The organism is Pseudomonas sp. efr-133-TYG-5 (genome assembly GCF_030209175.1).
Classification (GTDB): Bacteria; Pseudomonadota; Gammaproteobacteria; order Pseudomonadales; family Pseudomonadaceae; genus Aquipseudomonas.
On record NZ_JARVSM010000001.1, the window covers coordinates 1,075,371 to 1,100,395 of the forward strand.

General features: G+C 63.8%; 26 protein-coding genes and 2 pseudogenes. 13 read left to right on the plus strand and 15 right to left on the minus strand.

What is annotated here, in order from left to right:
* Window positions 1–3 precede the first annotated feature (3 nt).
* Both QRN70_RS04780 and QRN70_RS04785 read right to left on the minus strand, forming a co-directional pair.
* The gene (locus QRN70_RS04780; RefSeq protein WP_285416060.1) at window positions 4–279 is read right to left on the minus strand and encodes a metal/formaldehyde-sensitive transcriptional repressor; all 276 of its coding nucleotides are present in this window, start codon (window positions 277–279) and stop codon (window positions 4–6) included.
* A gap of 209 nt (window positions 280–488) precedes the next feature.
* The gene (locus tag QRN70_RS04785; RefSeq protein WP_285416061.1) at window positions 489–827 is read right to left on the minus strand and encodes an FKBP-type peptidyl-prolyl cis-trans isomerase; all 339 of its coding nucleotides are present in this window, start codon (window positions 825–827) and stop codon (window positions 489–491) included.
* Between the two features lie 142 nt (window positions 828–969).
* Between QRN70_RS04785 and QRN70_RS04790 the strand changes: the two genes are divergently transcribed.
* Both QRN70_RS04790 and QRN70_RS04795 read left to right on the plus strand, forming a co-directional pair.
* Window positions 970–2,034, plus strand: coding sequence for a M4 family metallopeptidase (locus QRN70_RS04790; RefSeq protein ID WP_285416062.1), 1,065 nt, complete (start codon window positions 970–972; stop codon window positions 2,032–2,034).
* A complete protein-coding gene (locus QRN70_RS04795) occupies window positions 2,031–2,342 on the plus strand; it encodes a protealysin inhibitor emfourin (protein WP_285416063.1) in 312 nt (103 codons plus the stop codon). The genes QRN70_RS04790 and QRN70_RS04795 overlap by 4 nt, the downstream gene beginning before the upstream one ends.
* A 176-nt stretch (window positions 2,343–2,518) precedes the next feature.
* Here the strand turns inward: QRN70_RS04795 and QRN70_RS04800 are convergent, their stop codons facing one another.
* Window positions 2,519–2,827 carry an RcnB family protein gene (locus QRN70_RS04800; RefSeq protein WP_285416064.1) on the minus strand — a complete coding sequence of 103 codons (309 nt, stop codon included), beginning with the start codon at window positions 2,825–2,827 and terminating at the stop codon, window positions 2,519–2,521.
* A 165-nt stretch (window positions 2,828–2,992) separates the two neighbouring features.
* On the opposite strand from QRN70_RS04800, the gene QRN70_RS04805 reads away from it, so the two are divergent.
* The 4 genes from QRN70_RS04805 to QRN70_RS04820 all read left to right on the plus strand — a co-directional run bounded on the left by QRN70_RS04805 (window position 2,993) and on the right by QRN70_RS04820 (window position 7,830).
* Window positions 2,993–3,595, plus strand: a complete 603-nt coding sequence (locus QRN70_RS04805; protein ID WP_285418013.1) for a LemA family protein — start codon at window positions 2,993–2,995, stop codon at window positions 3,593–3,595.
* A 23-nt stretch (window positions 3,596–3,618) separates the two neighbouring features.
* Window positions 3,619–5,580, plus strand: a complete 1,962-nt coding sequence (locus QRN70_RS04810) for a M48 family metallopeptidase (protein WP_285416065.1) — start codon at window positions 3,619–3,621, stop codon at window positions 5,578–5,580.
* Window positions 5,581–5,743: 163 nt separating this feature from the next.
* Entirely contained in the window at window positions 5,744–7,048 is a 1,305-nt protein-coding gene (locus tag QRN70_RS04815; protein ID WP_285416066.1) for an MFS transporter, read from the plus strand.
* Window positions 7,049–7,059: 11 nt separating this feature from the next.
* Complete coding sequence (locus QRN70_RS04820) at window positions 7,060–7,830, plus strand: substrate-binding domain-containing protein (RefSeq protein ID WP_285416067.1); 771 nt, start codon at window positions 7,060–7,062, stop codon at window positions 7,828–7,830.
* Here QRN70_RS04820 and QRN70_RS04825 read toward each other — a convergent pair.
* Window positions 7,820–8,734: a LysR family transcriptional regulator gene (locus QRN70_RS04825; RefSeq protein ID WP_285416068.1), complete on the minus strand. Its 915-nt coding sequence runs from the start codon at window positions 8,732–8,734 to the stop codon at window positions 7,820–7,822. The genes QRN70_RS04820 and QRN70_RS04825 overlap by 11 nt on opposite strands.
* 304 nt (window positions 8,735–9,038) lie before the next feature.
* Here QRN70_RS04825 and QRN70_RS04830 point away from each other — a divergent pair, with 304 nt between their 5' ends.
* Window positions 9,039–10,847, plus strand: coding sequence for a monovalent cation:proton antiporter-2 (CPA2) family protein (locus QRN70_RS04830; protein ID WP_285416069.1), 1,809 nt, complete (start codon window positions 9,039–9,041; stop codon window positions 10,845–10,847).
* Window positions 10,848–10,929: 82 nt separating this feature from the next.
* Here the strand turns inward: QRN70_RS04830 and hcnC are convergent, their stop codons facing one another.
* The 5 genes from hcnC to QRN70_RS04855 all read right to left on the minus strand — a co-directional run bounded on the left by hcnC (window position 10,930) and on the right by QRN70_RS04855 (window position 15,823).
* Window positions 10,930–12,189, minus strand: a complete 1,260-nt coding sequence (gene hcnC / locus QRN70_RS04835) for a cyanide-forming glycine dehydrogenase subunit HcnC (protein ID WP_285416070.1) — start codon at window positions 12,187–12,189, stop codon at window positions 10,930–10,932.
* Window positions 12,182–13,591, minus strand: coding sequence for a cyanide-forming glycine dehydrogenase subunit HcnB (gene hcnB / locus QRN70_RS04840; RefSeq protein ID WP_285416071.1), 1,410 nt, complete (start codon window positions 13,589–13,591; stop codon window positions 12,182–12,184). Before hcnB ends, hcnC begins: the two co-directional genes overlap by 8 nt.
* Window positions 13,588–13,902 carry a cyanide-forming glycine dehydrogenase subunit HcnA gene (gene hcnA / locus QRN70_RS04845; RefSeq protein WP_285416072.1) on the minus strand — a complete coding sequence of 105 codons (315 nt, stop codon included), beginning with the start codon at window positions 13,900–13,902 and terminating at the stop codon, window positions 13,588–13,590. Before hcnA ends, hcnB begins: the two co-directional genes overlap by 4 nt.
* Before the next feature lie 451 nt (window positions 13,903–14,353).
* Window positions 14,354–15,295: a hypothetical protein gene (locus QRN70_RS04850; protein WP_285416073.1), complete on the minus strand. Its 942-nt coding sequence runs from the start codon at window positions 15,293–15,295 to the stop codon at window positions 14,354–14,356.
* Between the two features lie 192 nt (window positions 15,296–15,487).
* On the minus strand, window positions 15,488–15,823 hold the full coding sequence (locus tag QRN70_RS04855; protein ID WP_285416074.1) for a YdcA family protein: 336 nt from the start codon (window positions 15,821–15,823) through the stop codon (window positions 15,488–15,490).
* 167 nt (window positions 15,824–15,990) lie between these two features.
* Here QRN70_RS04855 and QRN70_RS04860 point away from each other — a divergent pair, with 167 nt between their 5' ends.
* Both QRN70_RS04860 and QRN70_RS04865 read left to right on the plus strand, forming a co-directional pair.
* Complete coding sequence (locus QRN70_RS04860; protein ID WP_285416075.1) at window positions 15,991–16,674, plus strand: response regulator transcription factor; 684 nt, start codon at window positions 15,991–15,993, stop codon at window positions 16,672–16,674.
* On the plus strand, window positions 16,652–18,046 hold the full coding sequence (locus QRN70_RS04865; RefSeq protein ID WP_285416076.1) for a sensor histidine kinase: 1,395 nt from the start codon (window positions 16,652–16,654) through the stop codon (window positions 18,044–18,046). The genes QRN70_RS04860 and QRN70_RS04865 overlap by 23 nt, the downstream gene beginning before the upstream one ends.
* Window positions 18,047–18,123: 77 nt before the next feature.
* On the opposite strand, the gene QRN70_RS04870 is transcribed toward QRN70_RS04865, so the two are convergent.
* The 3 genes and pseudogenes from QRN70_RS04870 to QRN70_RS04880 form a co-directional block, all read right to left on the minus strand.
* Window positions 18,124–18,534 (minus strand): SRPBCC family protein, encoded by a 411-nt coding sequence (locus QRN70_RS04870; RefSeq protein WP_285416077.1) that lies wholly within the window; start codon window positions 18,532–18,534, stop codon window positions 18,124–18,126.
* A 30-nt stretch (window positions 18,535–18,564) separates the two neighbouring features.
* Window positions 18,565–19,362 carry an SDR family NAD(P)-dependent oxidoreductase gene (locus QRN70_RS04875; RefSeq protein ID WP_285416078.1) on the minus strand — a complete coding sequence of 266 codons (798 nt, stop codon included), beginning with the start codon at window positions 19,360–19,362 and terminating at the stop codon, window positions 18,565–18,567.
* A pseudogene (locus QRN70_RS04880) lies at window positions 19,359–19,490 on the minus strand (aldo/keto reductase); the annotation flags it as partial. The pseudogene QRN70_RS04880 and the gene QRN70_RS04875, both read right to left, overlap by 4 nt.
* A gap of 24 nt (window positions 19,491–19,514) precedes the next feature.
* Here QRN70_RS04880 and QRN70_RS04885 point away from each other — a divergent pair.
* Both QRN70_RS04885 and QRN70_RS04890 read left to right on the plus strand, forming a co-directional pair.
* Window positions 19,515–19,949: pseudogene (locus tag QRN70_RS04885) on the plus strand (type 2 periplasmic-binding domain-containing protein); the annotation flags it as partial.
* Between the two features lie 80 nt (window positions 19,950–20,029).
* Window positions 20,030–20,689 carry a methyltransferase family protein gene (locus tag QRN70_RS04890; protein ID WP_285416079.1) on the plus strand — a complete coding sequence of 220 codons (660 nt, stop codon included), beginning with the start codon at window positions 20,030–20,032 and terminating at the stop codon, window positions 20,687–20,689.
* Window positions 20,690–20,699: 10 nt separating this feature from the next.
* On the opposite strand, the gene QRN70_RS04895 is transcribed toward QRN70_RS04890, so the two are convergent.
* Both QRN70_RS04895 and QRN70_RS04900 read right to left on the minus strand, forming a co-directional pair.
* Window positions 20,700–21,368, minus strand: a complete 669-nt coding sequence (locus tag QRN70_RS04895) for an HAD family hydrolase (protein WP_285416080.1) — start codon at window positions 21,366–21,368, stop codon at window positions 20,700–20,702.
* 63 nt (window positions 21,369–21,431) lie between these two features.
* Window positions 21,432–21,845 carry a response regulator gene (locus QRN70_RS04900; RefSeq protein ID WP_285416081.1) on the minus strand — a complete coding sequence of 138 codons (414 nt, stop codon included), beginning with the start codon at window positions 21,843–21,845 and terminating at the stop codon, window positions 21,432–21,434.
* Between the two features lie 189 nt (window positions 21,846–22,034).
* Here QRN70_RS04900 and QRN70_RS04905 point away from each other — a divergent pair, with 189 nt between their 5' ends.
* Window positions 22,035–22,976 (plus strand): class I SAM-dependent methyltransferase, encoded by a 942-nt coding sequence (locus QRN70_RS04905; protein ID WP_285416082.1) that lies wholly within the window; start codon window positions 22,035–22,037, stop codon window positions 22,974–22,976.
* Window positions 22,977–22,982: 6 nt separating this feature from the next.
* Here QRN70_RS04905 and QRN70_RS04910 read toward each other — a convergent pair whose 3' ends face one another.
* Window positions 22,983–23,756, minus strand: a complete 774-nt coding sequence (locus QRN70_RS04910; protein WP_285416083.1) for a helix-turn-helix transcriptional regulator — start codon at window positions 23,754–23,756, stop codon at window positions 22,983–22,985.
* A gap of 110 nt (window positions 23,757–23,866) precedes the next feature.
* Here QRN70_RS04910 and QRN70_RS04915 point away from each other — a divergent pair, with 110 nt between their 5' ends.
* Window positions 23,867–24,985: a polyamine ABC transporter substrate-binding protein gene (locus QRN70_RS04915; RefSeq protein WP_285416084.1), complete on the plus strand. Its 1,119-nt coding sequence runs from the start codon at window positions 23,867–23,869 to the stop codon at window positions 24,983–24,985.
* Window positions 24,986–25,025 lie beyond the last annotated feature (40 nt).

Here is a 25,025-nt window from a genome sequence, read left to right on the forward strand (position 1 = left end):
GCTCTACTTGGAATAACGACGGATGGCTTGCAGCAACTCTTCCACGCCCTGGGCGCGCGCTTCGTCGCTGAGCCCCGGACGGGCGACGTGTTCGCGGGCGTGGGCATCGATGAACTGGTCCATCAGGCCATTGACCGCTCCGCGAATCGCCGCGACCAGATGCAGCGTCTTGGCACACTCGGCATCGCCTTCGAGCGCCTTTTCCACGGCCTGCACCTGCCCGGCTATGCGCCGCACGCGGTTGAGCAGATCTTCCTTGTGTTCATGAATGTGCGACATACCTATACCCCCTACCCCTATATGCCGGACATAGTCGCTGATCGGGCCCGGTGGCACAAGTGGCGGCGCGGGTAAAAAGATCAGCGCAGATCAGGCAAGACGCAGCGCGGCCCACTGGCGCCTGCGATCCTGCCGGGTGCCATGAATAAAAAACCCGCTGCGTCCGGTCACGGAGGCAGCGGGTTTTGGCGATCCTGAGGACGCTTGCTTCAATCGTCGCGCGTCAGCACTTCCAGCAACTCGATCTCGAACACAAGGTTCGAGTGCGGCGGGATCTTGCCCATCGTCCGCTCGCCGTAACCCAGGTGCGCCGGCACGTGCAGTCTGCGCTTGCCGCCGACGCGCATGCCCATCAGGCCCTGGTCCCAGCCCTTGATGACACGGCCGCTGCCGATCACGCACTGGAACGGTTTGCCGCGACTCCAGGAAGAATCGAACTCGGTGCCGTCCTCCAGCCATCCGGTGTATTGGGTGGTGATCAGCGCGCCTTTGACGGCGGCTTTGCCGTCACCTGCTTGCAGGTCGATGATTTGCAGTTCGTCGGTCATGTTCTTAACTCGTTAACGTTGGCCCGGTCGGGGCGCGGGCGCAGGTTTTCGCAGAAACCGTCGCCAATGGCAATGCATGGAACGGAAACTCTCGCCGCTGCTCACATGTTTATCGACATCGCATTCAGCCAGGGAAGCTCAGATGACCGACTCACGACCGCTGCGCAGTTTCATTCCACCGTACATCCTCAATCGAATCATTGCCCATGGTTCCGAGCCGCAGCGCAGTGCGGCGATGCTCACCCTCAATCATGTGCGCAGCCTGTTGCCCAACCCCGGCCAACCCGTGCGCGGCCCGGCCCAGGCGCTCCTGCCGACGCGGGGCAAGCCCGGCCTGGCCCAGCGCAGCGTGTATGACGCGCAGAACAAGATGTTGCTGCCGGGGATGGCGGTGCGCCTTGAAGGCCAGGCGGCGTCGGGCGATCCGGCGGTCGACGAAGCCTATGACGCGCTGGGCGCCAGCTATGATTTCTTCTGGAAGGTGCTCGGGCGCGATTCCATCGACAATCAGGGTTTTGCCCTGATCGGCAGCGTGCATTATGGCCAGGGCTACGAAAATGCCTTCTGGAATGGCGCGCAGATGGTGTTCGGCGACGGTGACGGCGAGATTTTCCAGCGTTTCACCCGCTCGCTGGATGTGATCGCTCACGAACTGGCTCACGGCGTGACCGAGAGCGAAGCCGGGCTGATCTATTCCAACCAGTCCGGCGCGCTGAATGAATCGCTGTCGGATGTGTTCGGCGTACTGACCAAGCAGTATGCCCTCAGCCACACGGTCGAGCAGGCCGACTGGCTGATTGGCGCCGACCTGCTCACACCGAAGATCAAGGGCAAGGGCCTGCGCTCGATGTCGCATCCGGGCACCGCGTACGACGATCCGTTGCTGGGCAAGGATCCGCAGCCCGAGCACATGCGCAAGTTCGTCATCACCACGGAAGACAATGGCGGCGTGCACATCAATTCCGGGATTCCCAACCGCGCGTTCTATCTGGCGGCCCGGGCCCTGGGCGGATTTGCCTGGGAAAAGGCCGGGCGCATCTGGTACGACACGCTGTGCGACAAGCGCCTGAGCGCGGATGCAACGTTCGACGCTTTTGCCCGGTTGACCGTCGACCACGCGGGCAAACGCTTCGGCGCTAGAGAAGTCAGCGCGGTGCAGCAGGGCTGGGCCCAGGTCGGTATCGAATTATCCGTGGAGGTTGTATGAAAAATCTGCCCGATCTGGGCGACGATTCCGTGGTGCGCGTGTCCCGTCAGGGTGGCGTGGCGGCGATTCACAGCCTCAGTCGCCCGCGGGAAATTGAATTTGCCCAATGCGATATCAGCCAGCGTACGCGCATCTGTTCGGTACTGGAGGGCTGCCTGCCGCTCGACAGTGGCGAATCCGGGCGGGGCGATCAGCGCTTCTATCAGATCGAGATGCGCTACAAGTCGGGCGAAATGGTGCTGAAAGTGCCGGAAGATCAGGCACCCGGTGATCTGGTGCATCTTTGGGACAAGGGCCAATTGCCGTGAACGTTGCCATTGCACCAAGGCCGATTGCCAATACTCGATTTTCAAAGGTAGGGATGCGGCACTGGCAGTCGGGGGGCAGGTCGCTGGCTGCATCGGCCATTGCTCACGCGGTGCGCGTTTTATCGCAATGGCGCTCGGATGCAGGCAGCCGTCCATGGCCAGTGGTCGCGTGAGCGTTAGCGCTCCACAGGTTTGATGTCGACGATCGTACCGTTGGTAATCATCACCATCACGTACTTGTCATTGATCTGTACCCATTGCGACTGCGGCTCGGGTTGCTTGAGACCCTTCTGCTTCCAGTTGCTGATGGCTTTTTCGCTACGCTGGTAAATGTCCGGGGCGCGGTCGTTGACTTTCAGGTCACGGTTGCCGGTCGGCGACTGGGCGACGGGCTCGCTCGAGGTTTCGGCCGCTTGAACGATCGGGGTGATCCCGGCGATGCCGGCGACGAGGGCCAGGCTGGCGATTAGGGTCTTGTTGTTCATCGGTGAACCTCCATAGATTTGCGTTACCTGAACTCCGACTGCGCCGCGCCGGAATCATTCCTTGCCGTTGGCGGATTTGTCCCAGGCCAGTGCAGTGATCGCCAACCACGCTGGCCGCTGCATTTGCGCTAAGATGCCGCGCAAAATTCCACCGAGTGAAAGGACATCACCGTGAGCACCTACCTTGTCGTCAATCTGCTCCTGCTTGGACTCGGCGCCCTCTACGCCACGTACCTGTTCAATGCGCTGGTCGCACGCCGCAACGAAGTCCGCAATGCCTTTGCCCAGTTGGAAGTCCAGCTCAAGCGCCGCTATGACCTGATTCCCAATCTGGTGGCGATTGCCAAGGGCTACCTGGCGCACGAACGGGAAACCCTGGAAGCGGTGGTCGCCGCGCGCAATGCCGCCGTGGCCGGTCTCGCAGCGGCGCAGGCGCAGCCGGGCAATGCGCAACACATTGCGCAACTGGGTGTCGCCGACAGTGCCCTGAGCAGCGCGATGGGACGCCTGAACCTGACATTGGAAGCCTATCCGCAACTCACCTCTTCGCAGAACATGCTGCAACTGAGCGAGGAATTGAGCAGCACCGAAAACCGCGTGAGTTTCGCCCGCCAGGCCTTCAATGACGCGGTCATGGCCTACAACACGCTCAAGCAAAGTTTCCCGGCCGTGCTGCTGGCCGCCAGTTTCGGCCATCGCGAGGATGCCGCGCCGCTGAAATTCGCCGACACCCTGGCCATCAAGACCGCCCCCAAGGTGTCTTTCTAATCCGCAAGCCCAAGGAAGGCTCGATGAACTTTTTTCAACAACAGCGCCAGGCCAAGCGCCTCACGGTGCTGCTCGTCATCCTGATGTTTCTGGCGGTGCTGAGTCTGATTCTGATGACTTGCATGCTGCTCACCGTGCCGGTGTCGGACGGCGACGGCAATATCGTCATGGATCTGGAATTGAGTGCGCAGATGTTCATCGCCGTATCGGTGGTGGTGACAACTACGGTGCTGCTCGGTGGCCTGGTCAAATACGCCGAACTGCGCGGCGGCGGCAAAGTGATTGCGCGCCGTCTGGGCGGGCGGCTGATCAACCACAGCGCGCAGACGCTGGAAGAGCGCCGCCTGGTCAATGTCGCGGAAGAAATGGCCCTGGCGTCCGGCATCGCCGTGCCTTCGCTGTACCTGCTGCCGGATCTGGGCATCAATGCGTTCGCCGCGGGCTTCACCCCGCAGGACGCCGTCATCGGTGTCACCCAAGGGGCGATCACCCTGCTCTCGCGCGACGAACTGCAAGGCGTCATCGCCCACGAATTCAGCCACATCTATAACGGTGACATGCGCCTGAACACGGGCCTGGTCGCCGTGGTGCACGGCATCCTCGTGCTCGGCCTCGCGGGCAGCTTTATTCTGCGCGGCATGGAGGATGTCCGCCGCACCCCGGTCGATCGCTCGCGACCCGCGATCCTCGCGGTGATGGCGGGTACGATCCTGTGCATCGTCGGTTACTCGGGGACGTTTTTCGGCAACCTGATCAAGGCAGCGGTCAGCCGCCAGCGCGAGTTCCTCGCCGATGCGACCGCGGTGCAATACACCCGCGACCCGCAGAGCATCGCCGGCGCGCTGAAAAAGATCGGTGGCTACGAATTGGGCTCGAGCCTCAAGGCTGCCCGCGCCGCCGAGTTCAGCCACCTGTATTTCGGTTCCGGCAGTTCCAGCTATGACCTGATGGCCACGCACCCGGACTTGAGTGAGCGCATCCGCAGAATCGACGCCAGCTGGGACGGCACCTTCGTCAAAATTGCCGCACCGCCCCAGGATTCCATGGTGGCCAGACCCGTGCTGCCGGTGGCCGATGCCTTCAGCGGCGTCCCCGAAGCAGCGACGGCCGTGCTGTATGACTTGAATGCGCTGCAGGGTGCCGTGGCGTCCATCGGCGCGCCCCACCCCGAACATCTGGCCGAAGCCCGGCGCATGCTCGAGGCGATTCCGCAAAAACTCAAGCTCGCCGCGCGCAGCACCGACAGCGCCCAGGCGCTGGTGTACGGGCTGTTGCTGTCGCGCTACGACTCGCTGTTGACACAGCAACTGGCGCTACTGGAAAGCCTCGTCGATCGCACCCTGTTCAATACCCTGCAGGCCATGCGTGAACCTCTGGCGGCGCTGAACCCCGGTCTGCGCCTGCCGCTGCTGGACCTGGCCATCCCCAGCCTGAAGCGCCTGGGCAAAAAACCGTTTGCCGCGTTGAAGCGCAACATGCAACAGCTGATCGACGCCGATAACGAAACCGAATTGCTCGAATGGACTCTGCTGCGCATCGTCGAACGCAATGTCGAGGGCGCGCCGCCGGTGCAGTTCAAGTTCGGCCTGTTCCAGTGCGCCGAGGAACTGCTGGTGCTGTTGAACGCCCTGACCCGCGCCGGGCAGAACCAGGCGCAAGCCGCCGTGCAGGCCCTGCAGTACGCCTGGAAAGATCTGCCGTTCGAGCAACCGCAGGAGCTGCGCCCGGAGCTGGAGGATCTGCCAGGACTGGAAGCCGCGATCAAACGCCTGCGTCACCTGATGCCGGAAGAACGTCCCGCCATGCTCGCGGCAATGACCCGCTGCGTGTTGCACGACGGGGTGATCACCGTCGCCGAAGCCGAGCTGTTCCGCGCCCTCGCGGACTTGCTCGACTGCCCCGTGCCGCCGCTGCTGGCGACCCCTCGACCGAGTGACGAACCGGCACCAGCCGCATCGACAGCGGCAACGCTCAACGCCGTCTGAAGACCTTCTGGCAACACACGCAGGGCATTGATCCGCCCTGCGCATCAATGCATGCCAACTATGCAATTAACAGATCGATCACCTTGCGCCACTATCCGCCTCAATAAAAACCGTGCGCCGCCCTCCCGTCGCGCACGTCATAAAAGCGGTGGAGTACTTTTCTATGACAGCCTCATCCCAACGCCCCCTGACCTCCGGTCGCGCGCGGGCCAGTGCGATCTTCCGGGTCACCTCGGGCAACTTCCTCGAACAATTCGACTTCTTCCTGTTTGGTTTCTACGCCACGCAGATCGCGGCGGTGTTCTTCCCGGCGAGCAGTGAGTTCGCGTCCCTGATGATGACCTTCGCCGTGTTCGGCGCCGGTTTCCTGATGCGCCCACTGGGCGCCATCGTGCTCGGTGCCTACATCGACGACGTCGGCCGGCGCAAAGGCCTGATCGTCACGTTGTCGATCATGGCCAGCGGCACGATCCTGATTGTGCTGGTGCCCGGTTACGAAACCATCGGCCTGTTTGCCCCGGCGCTGGTGTTGATCGGCCGGCTGTTGCAAGGCTTCTCGGCCGGTGCGGAGCTGGGCGGTGTGTCGGTGTATCTGGCCGAGATCGCCACCCCGGGCCGCAAGGGTTTCTTCACCGCCTGGCAGTCGGCCAGCCAACAAGTGGCAATCATTGTCGCCGCGGCGCTGGGCTATGCCTTGAACCAATGGATGGCGCCGGACGCGGTCGCGGCGTGGGGCTGGCGGATTCCGTTCTTCGTCGGCTGCATGATCGTGCCGTTCATTTTCGTGCTGCGGCGCAACCTGGCGGAAACCGAAGAATTCGCGGCGCGCAAACATCGCCCGAGCATGGCTGAAGTGTTCCGTACCCTGGGCCAGAACTGGGGCGTGGTGCTCGGCGGCATGCTGATGGTCGCCCTGACCACCACGGCGTTCTACCTGATCACCGTATACGCGCCGACCTTCGGTAAAACCGTGCTGCACCTGAGCACCGCGGATGCGTTGCTGGTGACTCTGCTGGTAGGCGTGTCGAACTTCTTCTGGCTGCCGATCGGCGGCGCGCTGTCGGATCGCATTGGCCGCCGGCCGGTGCTGATTGCCATGGCGCTGCTGGCGCTGGCCACCACTTACCCGGCGCTGTCGTACCTGGTCCAGGCACCGAGTTTCAGTCACATGTTGCTGTCGCTGCTGTGGCTGTCGTTCATCTATGGCATGTACAACGGCGCGATGATTCCGGCGCTGACGGAAATCATGCCGGTGCAAGTGCGCGTGGCCGGGTTCTCCCTGGCCTACAGCCTGGCTACTGCGATTTTCGGCGGCTTCACGCCGGCGATGTCGACCTTCCTGATCCAGTACACCGGCGACAAGGCGGCTCCGGGTTACTGGATGAGCATCGGCGCACTCTGCGCGCTGTGCGCCACTCTTTATCTGTATCGCCGTGCCGGCGGTCGTCTGCAACCCGCCGCAGCCTGAGGAAATCCCCCATGAACAAACTTTTGACTGTCAGCGCCCTGCTCGCCGGCCTTGCCTTCAACGCCCTGGCCCAGGCCGAAGAACTGCGGGTAATGACCTCCGGCGGCTTCACCGCCGCCTACAAGATCCTCGGGCCGAAATTCGCCGCGGCCAGCGGCAACACCCTCGACACCAGCCTCGGCCCGTCGATGGGCAAGGCACCGGAAGCGATCCCCAATCGCCTCGCCCGCGGCGAGCCGGCCGACGTGGTAATCATGGTCGGCTACGCCCTCGACGACCTGATCAAGCAAGGCAAGGTCGACCCGGCCTCGCGGGTGGAACTGGCGGATTCGCGGATCGGCCTGGTGGTGCGCCAAGGTGCGCCGAAACCGGACATCAGCAGCGTCGAGGCGCTGAAGAAAACTCTGCTCGAGGCGCAATCGGTGGCCTACTCCGATAGCGCCAGCGGCGTGTACATCGAGCAGCAGCTGTTCAACAAACTCGGCATCGAAGCGCAGTTGAAGCCGAAAGCGAAGATGATTGCGAAAATCCCGGTGGGCTCGGTGGTGGCCACCGGCGACTATCAACTGGGCTTCCAGCAGGTCAGCGAGTTGCTGCCGGTGCCAGGGGTGAGTTTCGTGGCGAAGATTCCGGAATCAGTGCAGTCGGTGACGCGTTTCGCCGCCGGCATTCCGGTCGGCGCACAACACCCGGCCGAAGCCCGGGCCCTGCTCGCCTACCTCGCCGCGCCGGCCGCCCAGGCCGATGTGCAGGCTACCGGCCTCGACTCGGTCAAGCGCTGACCGTCGGCGCCTGGACTTTCATTGCCACCACCAGGCGCTCCAGCTCCAACGCCGCCGGGGTCAGCGTGCGACCCCGGCGCTTGAGGATGCCGACACTGCGCATCACCTGCGGATCGGTCAGCGGCACCCGCGTCAGGATCGGGTGATCGGCAGCCGGCATCGCCATCAGCGGCACCGCCGCCACGCCGAGCCCGGCTTCCACCAGGCCGATCATCGTCGTCACATGCAGGGTTTCGCAGATGCTCGGCCGTTGCGGCACCACCCGACTCAGCGCTTGATCGAGGAGGAAGCGGTTGCCCGAGGTCTTGTCCAGCGAGATGTAATCCTGCTGATAGAACTCGTCCCACGTCACACTGCTGCGCCCGGCCAGCGGATGATCGCGGCGACAGGCCACCACGTAACTCTCTTGCACCAGCGGCTCGAAATCGACGCCGGCCTCCTGGGTGCCCATGAAACTCAAGCCGAAATCCGCCGCGCCCTCGACGACCGCACTGAGCACGTCGTGCGCACTGGAATCGAGGACTTTGACTTTGATCCGGGGAAATTGCCGGTGATAGTGCGCGACCACCCGCGGCATGAAGTAGTACGCCGCCGACGGCACGCAGGCGACGGTGACGTGGCCGAGTCGATTGGAGGCAACCTCGCTGATCCCCAGCAGCGCCAGGTCGAGGTCATCGAGCAAACGTTCGACCCGCGGGATGAAACCGCGCCCGGCCTGGGTCAGGCTGACCCGGCGCGTGGTGCGCTCGAACAGTTTCACGCCGAGGGCATCTTCGAGCTTTTCGATACGCCGGCTCAGCGCCGGTTGCGAAATGCGCACGGTGTCGGCGGCCTTGCGGAAACTGCCTTGCTCGACCACCGCACGAAAGGCTTGCAGGTCGTTGAGGTCGAAGTTGATGGCCATGGCGGACTCGAAAGGAATTGATTCGCTGAGGCTATAAATGTAACCAATTGATGCAAATTATTACAGAAGCACATCTGCTCAAGCATGTGCTGCCCTAGAGTGTTCACATGGCCTGAGATCGTCCGAGCCCTTTGTGGGAGCGAGATTGCTCGCGAAAGTGGTGTGTCATTCAGCAGACACGCCGTCTGACAGATCCTTTTCGCGAGCTAGCTCGCTCCGACAGTTGGATCGTCAGTGGATCTTCAATCGTTGCAACCTTTATCCTTGTCGCCCCCCGCCGTACCGCGTTACTGGAGTCCCGCTCATGCCCCATGAAGGCAATCTGTTGCAAGCCGCCGTCGTCTTTCTCCTGGCCGCCGTGCTCACCGTGCCCCTGGCCAAGCGCCTGCAACTGGGCGCGGTGCTCGGTTATCTGTTTGCCGGGGTGATCATCGGCCCGTCGGTGCTGGGCCTGATCGGCAATCCGCAGAGTGTCAGCCATATCTCGGAACTGGGCGTGGTGTTGCTGCTGTTCATCATCGGTCTGGAGCTGTCGCCGCGACGCTTGTGGGTGATGCGCAAATCGGTGTTTGGCGTCGGTCTGGCGCAGGTGCTGCTGACCGGTTCGGTGATTGGCGTGCTGGCGTTGTCGGTGTTCGGCCAACCGCTGAACAGTGCGATCGTCTTGGGCCTGGGTCTGGCGCTGTCGTCCACCGCGTTCGGCTTGCAAAGCCTGGCGGAACGCAAGGAACTGACCAGCCCGCACGGTCGTCTGGCGTTTGCGATTCTGCTGTTCCAAGACATCGCCGCGATCCCGCTGATCGCGCTGGTGCCGATGCTCGCGGGCGTCGATCACCACACCAGCACCGCCGACGATGTGCGCCACAGTTTGCAGGTGCTGGGCAGCATCGCCGTCGTGGTAATCGGCGGGCGTTATCTGTTGCGCCCGGTGTTCCGCGTGGTGGCGAAAACCGGTCTGCCGGAAGTGTCTACCGCCACCGCGTTGCTGGTGGTGATCGGCACGGCGTGGCTGATGGATATGGTCGGTGTGTCGATGGCGTTGGGCGCGTTTCTCGCCGGCCTGCTGCTGGCGGATTCGGAATATCGCCATGAGCTGGAAGCGCAGATCGAGCCGTTCAAGGGCCTGCTGCTCGGGCTGTTTTTCATCAGCGTCGGCATGGGCGCCAACCTCAGTCTGTTGCTCAGTGCGCCGATCACGGTGCTGGGGCTGACTCTGCTGCTGATCGCCCTGAAGTTGCCGTTGTTGTTTGTGGTCGGGCGTCTGGCCGGTGGGCTGAACAAGGTCAGCGCGATTCGCCTCGGCATCGTGCTGGCGGCGGGTGGTGAATTCGCGTTTGTGGTGTTCAAGATCGGTCGCGATCAGGGCCTGTTCGAACCGCGTCTGTATGACCTGCTGGTACTGACCATCACTCTATCGATGGCCGTCACGCCGCTGTTGCTGCTGATCTGCGCACGGCTGGTCAGCCCGAAGGTGCAGCCGGTGGAAGTGCCGGAGAAATTCCGCCAGATCGACACCGAAACCCCACGCGTGGTGATCGCCGGCATGGGCCGGATGGGTCAGATCGTGGCGCGGATCCTGCGTGCACAGAACATCAAGTTCGTCGCCCTCGACACCTCGGTGGAAACCATCGAGCTGTCGCGCAGTTTCGGCGGCGTACCGGTGTTCTACGGCGACCCGATGCGGCCGGAAATCCTCAACGCCGCCAAGGTCGGGGAAGCGGAATATTTCGTCATCGCCACCGACGATCCGGAAACCAACATCAAGACCGCTGAGATCGTGCGCAAGCTCTACCCGCACATGAAGATCATCGCCCGGGCGCGTAACCGCCAGCACGTGCATCGTTTGGTGGATGTGGGGGCCGATCCGATCCGGGAGACCTATTACTCAAGCCTCGAAATGAGCCGTCGTACGCTGGTTGGCCTTGGCTTGACCCAGGCCCAGGCAGACGCGCGGATCAAGCGCTTCAAGCACCATGACGAACAGGTGCTCGAGGCCCAACACGCGGTGTACGACGACGCGGCCAAAGTGCTGCAGACCGCCCAGGAAGCGCGGGCGGAACTGGCCCGGCTGTTCGAGTCGGATCAACTGGAAGAACAATCGGGCAAGTCCTGAGCCCCCGCCGATAACCCTGATCGTTCCCACGTCCAGGCGGCGAACCGTGCGCGTGGGAACGATCAGGTGGGACCCAGCAGGCTCAGGCTATCTCCAGCGCCCTCTCTTCTTTGGCCGACGCCACTTCAAACCGATCCGCCAGAAACGGCGTGATGTCCAGCGGCAGTGCTTCATCGTTGATCAGCTTGTCCAGCAGCACCCCGGTGATCGCCGAGGTCAGCACGCCGGTGCGGAAATGTCCGCAGGCATTCAGATAGCCCTCGACCCCGCGCATCGGCCCGAGAATCGGCAGTTCGTCCGGCGAGCCCGGCCGCAAGCCGGCCCAGGTGCGCTTGAGGTTGATGTCGGCCAGTTCCGGCAGGCAGCGCACCGCCCCCTGCACCAGGCCGGCGATTTCCGGCCAGGTGGTGCTGACGTCGAAGCCTTTGTCCTCGGTGGTGCTGCCAATGAGGATCTCGCCGTTGTCCTTTTGCGCCACGTAGCAGTCGCTGGTGGTCAGGCAGCCGTTGAGGAGCTTGGGCAAGCGCTCGGTGAGCAGGATCTGGCCTTTCACCGGCTTCACCGGAATGCGCACGCCGGTGGCCCACTCGCTGAGATCCGCCGCCCAGGCACCGGCCGCGTTGATCAGGGTCTTGCAGTGGAACACGCCGGCCTCGGCCGTCTGCACCCCGGTGACCCGCGTGCCGTGATGCAGCACGCCGGTGACGTTGGTGTTGACGAACATCTCCACGCCATTCTGCCGCGCGCCTTCGGTGTAGGCGTCAGCGAGGCGGAATGGACTGACCTGATGATCGCAGAGGAATTCCAGCGCCCCGCGCGCTTCATGGCTGACGCTCGGCTCAGCCGCACGCAGCGCCGCCTGATCGAGCCAGCGCACCTGGTCGGCCAGGTGCGGAATGCAGCCAACGATATGTTCAGCGTAGAGCCGATCCTCATCGTCATAAATGACGAATTTCAGCCCGGTCTTCTCGAACTTGAAATCCATCCCATGGTTGTCCACCAGCTCGCGGTGCAGCGCCGGATACAGCGCGTTGGATTGCAAGGCGAACTCGAAAAACGACGGCGGCAGAATGTGCGGCGTGCTCGCATCCACCGCCACCGCCGCGCCCTGAGTGGCGCGCTTGCGGTTGGCCGACATCATGCGAAAGAAAATCACCCCGCACCCCAGCCCCACCGACTCCCCGATGGCCCACAGGCCACCGGCCGAGGCGCGGGTGGCATTGCCCGGACGCTTGGCGTCGATCAGCGCGACCTTGAGGTTTTTGCGCTTGGACAGTTGATAGGCAATCGACGCGCCGATCACACCGCCGCCGGCGATGACCACGTCATAGAACTTACTCATGAGCAGCGGCCTCCGTGCCGAGGGACTGGAACGCGGAAAAAGGGATCGGATCAATCGGGAAGCGCGGCCGCAGCCAGCCGACATCCTGACGCCCGGTGGCCTGGCGCAGCCGATCGCTGCAGTAGCCGACGCACATCCGCCCCTGGCAATCGCCCATGCTCACCCGGGTGCGCATTTTCAGGCTGGCGATGTCGCGCACGCCCTGCTCCAGCGCGCGGTCGATGTCGGCACGGGTGGCGTGCTCGCAGCGACAGATCACGGTGTCGGCCGCCGGCAATGCCGTTTGCCCGACGCCGCGCTCGGTGTAGCGATCCACCGCCGCCCGGAAGCGCACGATGGCCTTGAGTTTGCCCAGGTAGCGGTCGCGCCGCACCCGCGCCAGGTCTTCCTCGAGCACCCCGCGTTGCAGCAGGATCGACGTCGCGGCGATCCTGCCGGCCAGCATCGCCGCCTCGCCGCCGCGGATGCCGCCCATGTCCCCCGCCAGGTGCACGTGCGCCTCGCTGCTTTGCTGCCAAATGTCGGCGTTGGCACGCAGATAGCCATCGTCGCTGAAGCCGTGATCGAGGCCCATCTGCTGGCTCAATTGCGTGCGCGGGATAAAGCCGTAACCCACCGCCAGGGTCTGCGCCTCGATGCGTTCGAGCCGCGTCAGGTCGGCCTCCCACGTCGCCGAGTACGGCGCCACGCTGACGCTGCTCAACTCGCCGTCGCCGTGAGCCTCGACCACACCCCAGCCGTAGTGCATCGGAATACCGTGCAACTTCAGGTAGGCGAGCATGCTCAGACCGTCGAGGAACAGTTGCGGCTTGTTCAGCAGCGCCAGGCTCTCGCGGGCGATCTTGCCGAAGGCACAGGCCTCGTAGACGCCGGCCACGCGCACGCCTGACGCATGTAGCTGACACGCCACCAGCGGCAACAGCGGCCCGGTGCCGGCAATCAGCACCGGACCTTGCGGCTTGACCACACCGCTCTTGATTTGCAGCTGCAAGCCGCCGAGCAGGATCACCCCCGGCAGCGTCCAGCCGGGAAACGGCACACTGCGCTCGTGGCAACCGGCCGCCAGCAGCAACTGCGCATAGTGAAATTCCTGCAGTTGCTCGTCGCCATCGAGCACCACCAGCGAACGCGTGCCTTCGGCGCCGACCACGCGATGGTTGAGGCGCACGTCGATCAGGCCCGATTGCGCCTGGAAATCACCGTGCAGTCTGCCCAGTGCTTCGCTGTAGCGCGGCCCCAGATAGTCGAGCTGCACACCGTCGCGCAGCGGCCCGCGATAGACCACGCCACCCAGGCGCGAGGCTTCTTCGAGCAAGGTGCAACGCACGCCGTGGCGGGCCAGTTCGATGGCGGCGGCCATCCCCGCCGGCCCGCCGCCGACAATCACCGGATCGAGGCTCATAGCGCCTCCTGCGTGTTGAGGCGATTGACCTGGGTTTCGACGCGCATGCCGTCGCGGACCACGGTCTGGCAGGCGCGGCGCTTGTGCCGGCCGTTGATTTTCACCAGGCAGCACTGGCACACGCCCATGCCGCAGTAGGCACCGCTGATCTGGTTGTGATCGTTGCGCGCGACCTGGCGCAGGCCGAGGGACTGAATGACGCTGAGGACGGTTTCGCCAATGGCGGCAGTGACCGGTTGACCGTTGATGTGCACGGTCATATCCGCCTGCGCCAGGGGCTGGATATCAAAGGTTCTTTCTAGGCAGTGCATTGCGTTAATCATCCGTGAAAGGTTCAGGTGAGATTGCGACAGCTCCTTGCTGCACTACACCGCGCCGGCGCAGGGGCCTTACGGGGTTCAATCGGCCGGCTGGGGTGACTCCGTCAGCGCAACAACAGGCGCGCAAGCAATGTAGTCGATCCAGCGGCAAGGGCCTGGATCTTTTACGTTAGGGGATATCGGCCCCGGGAACATTGATCCAGGTCGATGAAAATGACCGGACGGTTCTGCGTTCGTCGCCTGGCACGCCGCCACGCCCCATGGCGTCGGACAGCGGCCGCAGCGCCTGCAGAATGCAAAAAGCCGCTGCCACCCGAAGGTGGCAGCGGCTGGGGCATGAGCCCCGCAACAATCAGTGTACGAACAGGGCGATCAGAATGATGATCGGGATCGGTACACCGAGGAAAAACAGTAGAAGTGAGCGCATGGTGATTCTCCTTGTTTAACGGACTGGAGGCAGCGTGGTCGTGGTGGTGTAGGTTTCGACTTCGACATACTCGACCGCATCGCGACGACGACCGCCGAAGGTGGCCGAGAGGCTGGCGAAGAACGCACCGGCCAGCAGCGCGATGAACATCCACAGCGAGGTCCAGGCAGCCACTTTGGCGGCGGTATCAGCGGCCTGTTGCGCCTTCAGTTTGGCGTCGGCAATGGCTTTCTGAGTACGCGCATAGATCTCGTCGACACGACGCTCGGCATCAGCCTGGCTGAGGTTGGTACGCTGAGCGACCAGTTGCGCCAGATACGTACGATCCTCGGCGCTCAGCTGACCGTTGGCCAGGCTCTGGGCGAAGATCCGGGTGACGGTGCCACGGGCGGCATCATCGCTGACGGCGGCCGGACGGTCGTCGCGGAACAGGCTGTCGACAAAGTAACCGTACTGATCACTGTCGGTATTGGCCGCAGCGCTGCCGGCTGCCTGGGTCATGGCACTGGCGGCACCACCGGCGACACTGGCCCCGGCCTGCACACCACCGCTGACGATACTGCTGACCGAGCCGACCACCAGGGTCGCGGTCACCAGCGTAGCGACGCACCAGGCGAGGAAACCGTGCGCGGTATCGCGGAAGTACACCTCGTCACCGTGCATGTTGGCCCACTTCACCCGCAGGCGACCGGCGATATAGCCACCCAGGCCGGAAGCGATGATCTGCGTCGCCGCCAGCCAGACAATCGTCGAAATGCCCAGGCCCTTGGCGCTGACGCCCTCCCCGGCCCACGGTGAAACGGCAGAGAAACCCAGACCGAAACCGAGCAGCACCAGGATCAACGACAAGGCGGCCGCCGCGGCGGCACCTGCGAAGATCGCACCCCAGGACACGCCTGAGACGTTGCTCGACTCTCCTTCGTAGGCAGGATAAAACCCATCAGAGGATCTATTCATTGTTGTAGTGCTCCAGGCATGAAAAATGGTGTTACAACTCGTCACGAGATGAATTGCAGTGACCGTGCCAGTCGCCAACTTTTAATAAATCTTTATATTTCAATTAGTTAAAAAGACTGAACTTCCTAGGACCATGCAATTTGCAACAAGCGCCGAATAACAGCGGGTTTTCTGCATTGCTTGGCCAGCGCGTTATTTGCGTTTGTAGCTTTTATTGCCACTGGGAGTCAGGCAGTAGACGCCCCCGCGCGGTCCGGTGCAGAACGCGCCAGTGCCGCACGCACAGCCCTCGTCACGTTGCAGAAAGCGCTGCGGGCGCGCGGGGCTGGGGTCGCCAAACAGCGCCGCGCAGCTTTTCTTCGAGCCGCTGATCGAGCCGTCATTGCAGACAAACAGATCGCCGTCACACCGGTCGATGCCACCCTTTGTCCCGGAACACGGGGTGTTACCTGCCCAGGTCGCAGCGCTGCACAGCGCCAGCAACAAGCCCGTGATGGGCATCCAGCCACAACGAATCAAACCACGCACCGCGCCACTCCTGGTCGAGATAATGGCCGGATGATATCAATGTTGCGGAAAAATAAATCCGCCGCCTCAGGCAATCGCGGCTACAACATGAAAGTTAATTTAAAGCGACGCGGCAAAATCTTGGCAAAATGCTGCCATTCCGTTTGAACCGATCAGCAGGCCTGCCTATGACTCGTATCTTGACCATCGAAGACGACGCCGTGACCGCTCGGGAGATCGTCGCCGAACTCAGCAGCCACGGCCTCGACGTGGATTGGGTGGACAACGGCCGTGAAGGCCTCGACCGCGCCGTCAGCGGCCACTACGACCTGATTACGCTCGACCGCATGTTGCCGGAACTCGATGGCCTGGCCATCGTCACCACGCTGCGCACCATGGGCGTGGCCACGCCGATTCTGATGATCAGCGCCCTGTCCGATGTCGATGAACGCGTGCGCGGCCTGCGCGCCGGCGGCGACGATTACCTGACCAAGCCGTTTGCCACCGACGAAATGGCCGCGCGCGTCGAAGTGCTGCTGCGCCGGCAGAACAGCGGCGGCACGCAGCCGACCACGTTGCAGGTGGCCGACCTGCAACTCGACCTGATCAGCCACGAGGCGCGCCGCGCCGAGCAGGTGCTGACGCTGCTGCCGACCGAGTACAAGCTGCTCGAATTCCTCATGCGCAACAGCGGCCAGATCCTCTCGCGGATGATGATTTTCGAGGAAGTCTGGGGCTATCACTTCGACCCCGGCACCAACCTGATCGACGTGCACATCGGCCGCCTGCGCAAGAAAATCGATCCACCGGGCAATGTCCCGCTGATCCGCACGGTGCGAGGCTCGGGTTATGTCATTGCCGAACCCGTCTGACGGCTGGCGTTCCTCCAGCAGCCGGCTGCTGGCGCTGTACAGTTCGTTGTTCGTGGCCTGGAGCGCGATCCTCATGGGGGTCATGTACTTCGAAGTGTCCGGCTATCTCGACAACCTGGCCAAGCATTCGCTGATGCAACGCCAGCATCTGTTCTCGCACTTCCAGGGCGAGCAACTGGAAGAAGCGCTGGCCGCGAGCATGACGTTCGACATTCGCGGCATCGACGCCTACGGCCTGTTCGACGCCGAGCAGAATTACCTCGGCGGTGCCTTGCAGCAGATCCCCGAGGGCCTGCCGCTGGACGGCAAGATCCACATGCTCGCCGACTGCGCCGACTCCGATGACCCGACCCTGCCGGCCGACAGCTGCGATGCGGTCGCGACGCAGACCCGCGATGGCCGCTGGCTGGTGTTGTTGCGCGACAACGGCTCGCTGTTCGCCGTGACACGGATCATTCTGCATGCGCTGTTCTGGGGGGTGTCGCTGACCATCCTGCCGGGCATCGCCGGCTGGCATTTGCTGCGCCGACGCCCGCTGCGACGGATCCGCGCGATCCAGGCCAGCGCCCAGGCCATCGTCGCCGGCGACCTGACCCGGCGCCTGCCGCTGTCCAACCGCCGCGACGAACTGGACATGCTCGCCGCCATCGTCAACGCCATGCTCGAACGCATCGAGCGGCTGATGAACGAAGTCAAAGGCGTCTGCGACAACATCGCCCATGACTTGCGCACCCCGCTGACCCGCCTGCGTGCGCAGCTGTACCGCATGCAGCAGCAGGCCGGCGAAGGCTCGCAGGAAGCCGCGCAACTGGACCTGGTGCTGGCCGAGGCGGATACGCTGATGGCGCGGTTTCGTGGCCTGTTGCGGATTTCCGAACTGGAGGATCGCCAGCGCCGTTCGGGGTTTGTCGAGCTGGATCCGCGGCAGTTGTTGCAGGAGCTGCACGAGTTTTACCTGCCGCTGGCCGAGGACGATCAACTCAACTTCGCGCTGGACATGCCGCCATCGTTGCCGCCACTGAACGGCGACCGGGCCTTGCTGTTCGAGGCACTGGCCAACCTGTTGAGCAACTCGATCAAGTTCACCCCGCCCGGCGGCACGGTGATTCTGCGCGGCATCAATGATGGCGGGCACACGCGGATCGAAGTGCACGACTCCGGCCCGGGCATTCCCGAATCCGAGCGCGAAGCGGTGTTCCAGCGCTTCTACCGCGCCGAGGGCGGGCAACCGCAAGGTGGCTTCGGCCTGGGGCTGTCGATTGTCGCGGCGATTGTCAGCCTGCATGGCTTCGAACTGGAGGTGGGCAGCAGTGAACTGGGGGGAGCGAAACTGCTGCTCAATTGCCAACAGCATCTGATTTCACCGTCGTGAAACGGCAAAAAAGAACGCAACCTGCGCCAGTGCCTCAAGTGCGCACTTGACCGCGCAAGCTGCGATCTTTGCCCGCATCAGGCCGGATAGTTGGCGCGCAGCGCCTCCAGACCGCCCTGATAGATGCCACTGAACAACGCCACCACTTCCTCATCACTGACGCCCTGGGCGGTGAAGCGTCCCGACCAGGTCACCCGCGCACCCTGCCCCTGGGCTTCGACCTTGATCGTCGCCAGGTAATCGGTCGCCGGAAACGGCGCCTGTTCGATGGAGTAGCTGTAAGTCCTGGCGGCATTATCGAACGCTTGCAGACGCTCGATGACCACTGCGCCGTCGGCGGTCTTCAGGGTACGCACGCGTCCACCTTCGCTGAGTTCGCTGCTGGGAATGAACGGCAGCCAGTCGGGCAGCGTGTTGAAGCCGCCAATCAATTGCCAGACTTGATCGGCCGAGGCCGGGATGTCGATCGATGCTGATGCAGTTGCCATGTTTAAACGTCTCTCCAGAACAATTCCGATTCAGATGGTCAGGCTGTCGACCACGCCGCCATCGACCCGCAGCGCAGCGCCGGTGGTGGCCGAGGACAACGGTGAAGCAATGTACGTCACCAGGTGCGCCACTTCCTCGACATCCGCCACCCGCTGGATGATCGAAGTCGGACGGGCCTTCTGCACGAAGGCATCGGCCTCGTCGCGCAGGCTGCGGCCGGACTCGGCGGCAGCGTCCTTGAGCATCAGTTCCAGGCCATCGGTGAAGGTCGGCCCCGGCAGAATCGCGTTGACCGTGACCCCGGTCCCCGCCAGACGTTTGGCCAGGCCATGGGACACCGCGAGGTTGGCGCTTTTGGTCACGCCATAGTTGATCATGTCGGCCGGCGTCGCCACACCGGATTCCGAAGACAGGAAAATCACCCGGCCCCAGCCCTGCTCGACCATGGCCGGTACATAATGCCGGGCCAGGCGCACGCCGGAAATCACGTTGACCTCATAGAAGCGCGTCCACTCGCTGTCCGCGGCTTCGAAGAAATCCACGTCGTTGTAGATCCCCAGGTTGTTCACCAGGATGTCGGCCTTCGGCTCGGCGGCGAACAGTTTCGCCGCGCCTTCGGCGGTGCCGAGATCCGCGGTCAAACCACGCAGCTGCGCAGCCGGGACTTTTTCACGAATGCTCGCCAGCGCCTGCTCGACCTTGGCCGTGTCACGGCCGATCACTACCACCGTGGCGCCGGATTCGGCCAGGGACTGGCTGATCCCCAGGCCGATGCCGGCCGTGCTGCCGCTGACAATCGCCAGTTTGCCACTCAGATCAATCTTCATTGCACACCTCCACGGTAGGAGTCACCACTCGCTGCGATCGTTTGACCGGGCAGCGGCGCTCGTTCAGAAACCAGTTTCGCTTCGCGCATTGCCTGCCGGAACGCGGCCGCAATCACCGCCGCGACCGCCGGATTGGCCAGGGAAATCGGCTGGCCCTGCGCGTGCTGCGGGTGGCTCGGCCCAACGTGCATGTCGCGCAACCTCAGGTGCGCCGAGCCACTCGAAGGTCTGCGACAGCGTAGTCTGGATATTGCCCTTGTCAGCCAGCCGCCGACGCATGACGACCCAATCTGCTCGGTTTCCGGGTGCTCGACGAGCCGAGGCTGCTGGCATTGCCCGAACAGCAGGCGCTGACGCACCAGGCCACCGAGCCGTTGACCGCGCTCGGTCTGGTGGCCTCGGGGCTGGGCATCGCGATGATCCAGAAAGGCCTGAGCCACAACGCCCCGCCCGGCGTGGTGCTGCGCGAAGCGCCGTGGCTGGCGCTCACCACACCGCTGTGGGCAGCGTCGCACCGGATCAACCTGCGGCCACTGGTGGAGACGTTCCGCACGGTGCTGACAGAGGGCGGCACCGCACCGGCCTGAGCGCTGGGCACCCCGCCCCGCCAGCGGGCGCGCCGCGCACAGCGGGGATCTACACTGAACGGATCAGCCGTGAGGTGCCCATGAAAATGTCTGCGCAAATGACCGTTGTCGCGGTGTTGGCCACGCTCGCCTATCTGGGCCTGGCGGTAGGGGGCATCGGCGGTGTGGCGGTGTTCTTTTCCCACGGAGCGCTGGTTGTGGTCGCACTGGCGACCCTGGCGATGGTGGTGGCGTCGCTGTTCAGCGAGGTCAACCTGAGCTCGGGCGAACGCGAGGATCGGGCCAACCGCTGGGTGATTCCGGCGTTCGCCGTGATTGGTGTGGTCAGCGGCTTCCTGCCGGCGTATTGCGACCGCCTCGATGTCTGGACGCTGGGTGGCGAAGGCGTGCGCTGGCTCGGCGCATGGCTGTTTATCGTCGGCGGCACGTTGCGTTTGTGGCCGGTATTCGTCCTCGGCCATCGCTTCAGCGGCCTGGTGGCGATCCAGCCGGGGCATCGGCTGGTCACCGACGGCATCTACCGCCATCTGCGCAACCCCAGTTACCTGGGCCTGGTGGTCAATGCCCTGGGATGGGCGCTGGCGTTTCGCTCGGTGGTGGGGATCGTGCTGGCCGCGCTGACATTGATTCCACTGATCGCCCGCATTCACTCGGAAGAAGCGCTGCTGCGGGCGCAGTTCGGCGCCGAATACGACGCCTATTGCGCGCGCAGTTGGCGCTTGCTGCCGGGAATCTACTGACCTGCAGGCGTCAGCGGGGTTGCAGGTGCAGGCGGCCGTCACCATCGACGCTGAAGGCGAGCGCGTCATAACCGGCGACAGTCGCGTGCGCGGTTTGCAGCGGATGCTGGTGCGTGGTGGTGACAATCATCAGCGCCGCGCCGGCGGCTTCGGCTGCCTGGATGCCAACGCTGGCGTCTTCGAAAATCAGGCAATCAGCCGGCTCGAGCCCCAGGCGCCGGGCCGCCAGGCGATAACCGGCCGGATCCGGCTTGCCGGCGCTGACGTCTTCGGCCGTGATCATCACCGCCGGTTCGGGGATTCCCGCCGCCGCCATGCGCCGCAACGCCAGATCCCGTGGCGCCGACGTCACTATCGCCCAGCGCTGTGCCGGCAAGGCCTGGAGAAAGGCTGCGGCACCGGGGATCTCGATGATGCCCTCGACGTCGGCGATTTCCGCTTCGGTGATGAACGCCGCCTGCGCCTCGGCATCGACGCCCGGCAGGTTCAAGCGGCGAATGGTGTCAATCGCACGCACGCCATGAATGGTCGGCAGAAATGTCTCGACGTCGACGCCATGGCGCACCGCCCAGGCTGACCAGATGCGCTCGGCGGCGGGAATGGAATTGAGGACGGTGCCGTCCATGTCGAACAAAAACGCGCCGAACGCGCGGTGGAAAACAGCATCGTGAGCAGACAAAGATTCACATCCTCTGGCAAGGGGCCGGGCCGATAGCCCGGCAATGTAGCACTTGCGCAGACCTCAGTGCAGACGTGGCGCCTTGGACTTGAACGCGCCGTCGACGCAGTCGAGCAACTGGCCGATGGCCCAGGGCTTCTTGATGAACGCCACCGGGTGCTTGACCCCGGAAGTCTCCGGGGTCTCGTAGCCGGACATGACCATCACCGGTTTGTCCGGCCAGCGTTCGCCGACCAGATTGGCCAGGTCCGCCCCATTGAGGGTGCCGGGCATGGTGATGTCGGTGAGCAACAGCGCGACTTCCGGCGCATGCTCCTCGAGATATTGCGAAGCCGCATCGGCGCTGGTCTGCGGTTCGACCTTGAAACCTTCCTCCTGAAGAATTTCGCACAGAAACTCCAGAATCAACGGATCGTCCTCGACCACCAGGATCAATCCGCCAGGAAGGTGCGCGCTCGATGTCGAAATTGGACTCATGAACTGGCACTCCCTGAATTGCATTAACGGTTTAGCGGCTTGAACCCCGCTGCTTATCTGGTATGAGCAGCGGCTTGTACAGAAATTCATTTTTGATACAGGTCTTTTCAACAACGTCCGGTCGACGGACCGTCGCGGCGGGGTTTTTCTGGTTAAAATGCCGGCCCTTTTGCTTGCCGATCCCGATTGATGAACGCTGAAGCCCTCGCCACCCTGCACGCCCACCTGCTCACCGCGCTGACCTCGGCACCGCGCGAAACCCGGCGCCTGTTCCACGGACGCGGGCGTTGCTGGCCGGGCCTGGAACAGCTCACCGTGGACTGGCTGCAAGGCGTGGTGCTGGTCTCGCTGTTCAAGGAACCGCAGGCCGCTCAGCTCGAAGCGCTCAAGCGCCTGCTGCTGGACCTCGCCGGCTCCGCGCCGTGGCAGCAGTCGGGTGCGCACACCCTGTTGATCCAGCACCGTTACCTGCCGCAAAGCACTGCTGAGTGGCTGCTGGGCACGGAAATCGACGAGATGAGCATTGTCGAAGGCGGCTTGCAGTACCGCGTCGACCTCGGCCGCAAGCAGAACGCCGGGCTGTTTCTCGACATGCGCTACGGGCGCAACTGGGTACGTGAGCAGGCCGCCGGCAAGCGCGTGCTGAACCTGTTCGCCTACACCTGCGGCTTCTCGGTGGCGGCCATCGAGGGCGGCGCCAGCCATGTGGTCAACCTCGACATGTCGCGCGCGGCGCTGAGCCGGGGCCGCGACAATCACCGCTTGAACGGCCACGACCTGAGCAAGGTCAGCTTTCTTGGCCACGACCTGTTCAAGTCCTGGGGCAAGGTGATCAACAGCGGCCCCTATGATCTGGTGATCATCGACCCGCCGTCGTTCCAGAAAGGCAGTTTCCTCCTGACCAAGGATTACCAGCGCGTGCTGCGCCGCCTGCCGGAACTGCTGAGCCCGCAGGGCAGCGTGCTGGCGTGCATGAACGATCCGGCGTTCGGCGCCGACTTCCTGATCGATGGTGTCACCCGCGAGGCGCCGAGCCTGCAATTCCAACAGCGCCTGGAGAACCCGCCCGAGTTCCCCGATATCGATCCGCAGAGCGGTCTGAAGGCGCTGGTGTTCAAGCGTATCGACTGAACACGCTCAGCGCGGGCGCAGTACCAGCGCAAACAACTCGCCATGCCCGGTGACGTTGAGCTTGTGGTACAGATTGCGCCGATGCACCTTCACCGTCTCCGGGGAAATGCTCATCTGCTGGGCGATCGCCTTGCTCGAGAACCCTTGCAGAATCAGTCGTGCGGTATCGATTTCGCGGGCGGTCAGGCGCGCGTCGAAGCGATCGAGCAGCGTCGCCAGATCGCCGACGCCCGCCTCCGCCAGCGGCCCCTGCGGCGGCAGCAATTGCACGTGACGGCGCATCGCCGCCAGCACCCAGTCGCGCACGCACAGCAGACGGCCCTGCTCGGCCAGCTCGAACGGTGTTGCGCGCCCCAGTGACAACCCCAGTACGCCACCGCTGACATTGACCATGAACTGCAATTCATCGGCGCCGACCACAGAGCGGAAGTAACTCTGGTAGTACTCGCTGTGCAGGAACTGATCCGGCGCGACCGCGGCGAGGCTGTGCAGGCCATCGGCAATGCCGGCGCTGGCGGCCTGGTAGAACGGATCGAGCAAGTACATGCCGGCGCTGTAACCGGCCAGTTCTTCCTGCTCGTCGGCGCGGCCCTGGCTGTCGAAGTCGATCAGCAACTGCGGCACCCGTCCCGCGCTCATCAACGCCACCAGGGCGTTGTCCAACGGCACCAGCAGCCGCACGGTGTCGACCAGCGCCCGCCAGAAACCGTCCTGGCCAACACTGGCGAATACCCGCGACAGACTCTGATGCACCGGCAGTTCCTGCAACAACGCGTCCACGCTCTACCCCTTTCGAGTAACCCATGATGGGAATGGGTCAGGCGTGGCGCGCCCGATAGGCTGACCACTCCTGTTTATCACCGGCCTGCACAGGCCAGGAGTGCCGCATCATGCGTGGTCATCGTGGGTATATCAACCGGGGTTGCCGGACGGCGTTGGGCCTCGGCACCTGTCTGCTGGCAACCGCCGCCATGGCGGCCGAAGCGCCAACCGTGCACGTCTACAACTGGTACGACTACATCGGCCCGAACACCCTGCACGACTTCAAGCGCGACAGCGGCATCGAGCCGGTGTACGACACCTTCGACAGCGCCGAGGTGCTCGAAGGCAAACTGATGACCAGCCGCAGCGGCTACGACGTGGTGGTGGCGAGCAACTTCAGCCTGCCGACCCTGATCAAGGCCGGCGCCCTGACGCCGCTGCCGCGTGCGCAACTGCCGGGCTGGAAAAACCTCGACAGCGACCTGCTGGCGAAACTGGCCAACAACGACCCGGGCAACCAGTACGCGGTGCCGTACCTGTGGGGCACCAACGGCATCGGCTACAACGTCGACAAGGTCCGCGCCGCACTGGGCGATCAGGCGCCGGTGGATTCCTGGGACCTGGTGTTCAAGGAAGAAAACCTGGCCAAGCTCGGCCAGTGCGGGGTGGCGATGCTCGACTCGCCGGCGGAAATGCTCCCGGTGGCCCTGCATTACCTCGGCCTGCCGCCCAACAGCACGCGCCCCGAGGACTACCAGAAGGCCGAAGCACTGTTGCTCAAGCTGCGCCCGCACATCGCCTACTTCAACTCGTCGAAATTCATCAGCGATCTGTCCAACGGCAACATCTGCGTGGCGGTCGGCTGGTCGGGGGCGATGCTCGAAGCCAAGACCAACGCCGAGCAGGCCGGCAACGGCGTGAAGATCGCCTACAGCCTGCCCAAGGAAGGCGCACCGGTGTGGTTCGACACCCTGGTGCTGCTCAAGGATGCGCCGCATCCGACTCAGGGCCTGGCGTTCATCGACTACCTGCTGCGGCCGGAGGTGATTGCCCCGGTCAGCGATCACTTGTCCTACCCCAACGGCAACCGCGCCGCCACCGCGCTGGTCGCCGCCGCCACCCGCGACAACCCGGCGGTGTACCCGTCGGCGGCAGCGCTGGCCACGCTGTACACCCTCGAACCGCTGCCCAAAGCCACCGAACGCGTGCGCACCCGGGTGTGGAGCAAGGTCAAGAACGGCCAGTAAGCCCCCTGCATGATTTTTCTGCCTTTTACCGAGAGAACCG

Excerpts from the sequence above, each read along its gene's own strand:
- QRN70_RS04780 (WP_285416060.1), bottom strand. The coding sequence starts at position 279 with ATGTCGCACATTCATGAACACAAGGAAGATCTGCTCAACCGCGTGCGG.
- QRN70_RS04785 (WP_285416061.1), bottom strand. The coding sequence starts at position 827 with ATGACCGACGAACTGCAAATCATCGACCTGCAAGCAGGTGACGGCAAA.
- QRN70_RS04790 (WP_285416062.1), top strand. The coding sequence starts at position 970 with ATGACCGACTCACGACCGCTGCGCAGTTTCATTCCACCGTACATCCTC.
- QRN70_RS04795 (WP_285416063.1), top strand. The coding sequence starts at position 2,031 with ATGAAAAATCTGCCCGATCTGGGCGACGATTCCGTGGTGCGCGTGTCC.
- QRN70_RS04800 (WP_285416064.1), bottom strand. The coding sequence starts at position 2,827 with ATGAACAACAAGACCCTAATCGCCAGCCTGGCCCTCGTCGCCGGCATC.
- QRN70_RS04810 (WP_285416065.1), top strand. The coding sequence starts at position 3,619 with ATGAACTTTTTTCAACAACAGCGCCAGGCCAAGCGCCTCACGGTGCTG.
- QRN70_RS04815 (WP_285416066.1), top strand. The coding sequence starts at position 5,744 with ATGACAGCCTCATCCCAACGCCCCCTGACCTCCGGTCGCGCGCGGGCC.
- QRN70_RS04820 (WP_285416067.1), top strand. The coding sequence starts at position 7,060 with ATGAACAAACTTTTGACTGTCAGCGCCCTGCTCGCCGGCCTTGCCTTC.
- QRN70_RS04825 (WP_285416068.1), bottom strand. The coding sequence starts at position 8,734 with ATGGCCATCAACTTCGACCTCAACGACCTGCAAGCCTTTCGTGCGGTG.
- QRN70_RS04830 (WP_285416069.1), top strand. The coding sequence starts at position 9,039 with ATGCCCCATGAAGGCAATCTGTTGCAAGCCGCCGTCGTCTTTCTCCTG.
- hcnC (WP_285416070.1), bottom strand. The coding sequence starts at position 12,189 with ATGAGTAAGTTCTATGACGTGGTCATCGCCGGCGGCGGTGTGATCGGC.
- hcnB (WP_285416071.1), bottom strand. The coding sequence starts at position 13,591 with ATGAGCCTCGATCCGGTGATTGTCGGCGGCGGGCCGGCGGGGATGGCC.
- hcnA (WP_285416072.1), bottom strand. The coding sequence starts at position 13,902 with ATGCACTGCCTAGAAAGAACCTTTGATATCCAGCCCCTGGCGCAGGCG.
- QRN70_RS04850 (WP_285416073.1), bottom strand. The coding sequence starts at position 15,295 with ATGAATAGATCCTCTGATGGGTTTTATCCTGCCTACGAAGGAGAGTCG.
- QRN70_RS04860 (WP_285416075.1), top strand. The coding sequence starts at position 15,991 with ATGACTCGTATCTTGACCATCGAAGACGACGCCGTGACCGCTCGGGAG.
- QRN70_RS04865 (WP_285416076.1), top strand. The coding sequence starts at position 16,652 with ATGTCATTGCCGAACCCGTCTGACGGCTGGCGTTCCTCCAGCAGCCGG.
- QRN70_RS04870 (WP_285416077.1), bottom strand. The coding sequence starts at position 18,534 with ATGGCAACTGCATCAGCATCGATCGACATCCCGGCCTCGGCCGATCAA.
- QRN70_RS04875 (WP_285416078.1), bottom strand. The coding sequence starts at position 19,362 with ATGAAGATTGATCTGAGTGGCAAACTGGCGATTGTCAGCGGCAGCACG.
- QRN70_RS04890 (WP_285416079.1), top strand. The coding sequence starts at position 20,030 with ATGAAAATGTCTGCGCAAATGACCGTTGTCGCGGTGTTGGCCACGCTC.
- QRN70_RS04900 (WP_285416081.1), bottom strand. The coding sequence starts at position 21,845 with ATGAGTCCAATTTCGACATCGAGCGCGCACCTTCCTGGCGGATTGATC.
- QRN70_RS04905 (WP_285416082.1), top strand. The coding sequence starts at position 22,035 with ATGAACGCTGAAGCCCTCGCCACCCTGCACGCCCACCTGCTCACCGCG.
- QRN70_RS04915 (WP_285416084.1), top strand. The coding sequence starts at position 23,867 with ATGCGTGGTCATCGTGGGTATATCAACCGGGGTTGCCGGACGGCGTTG.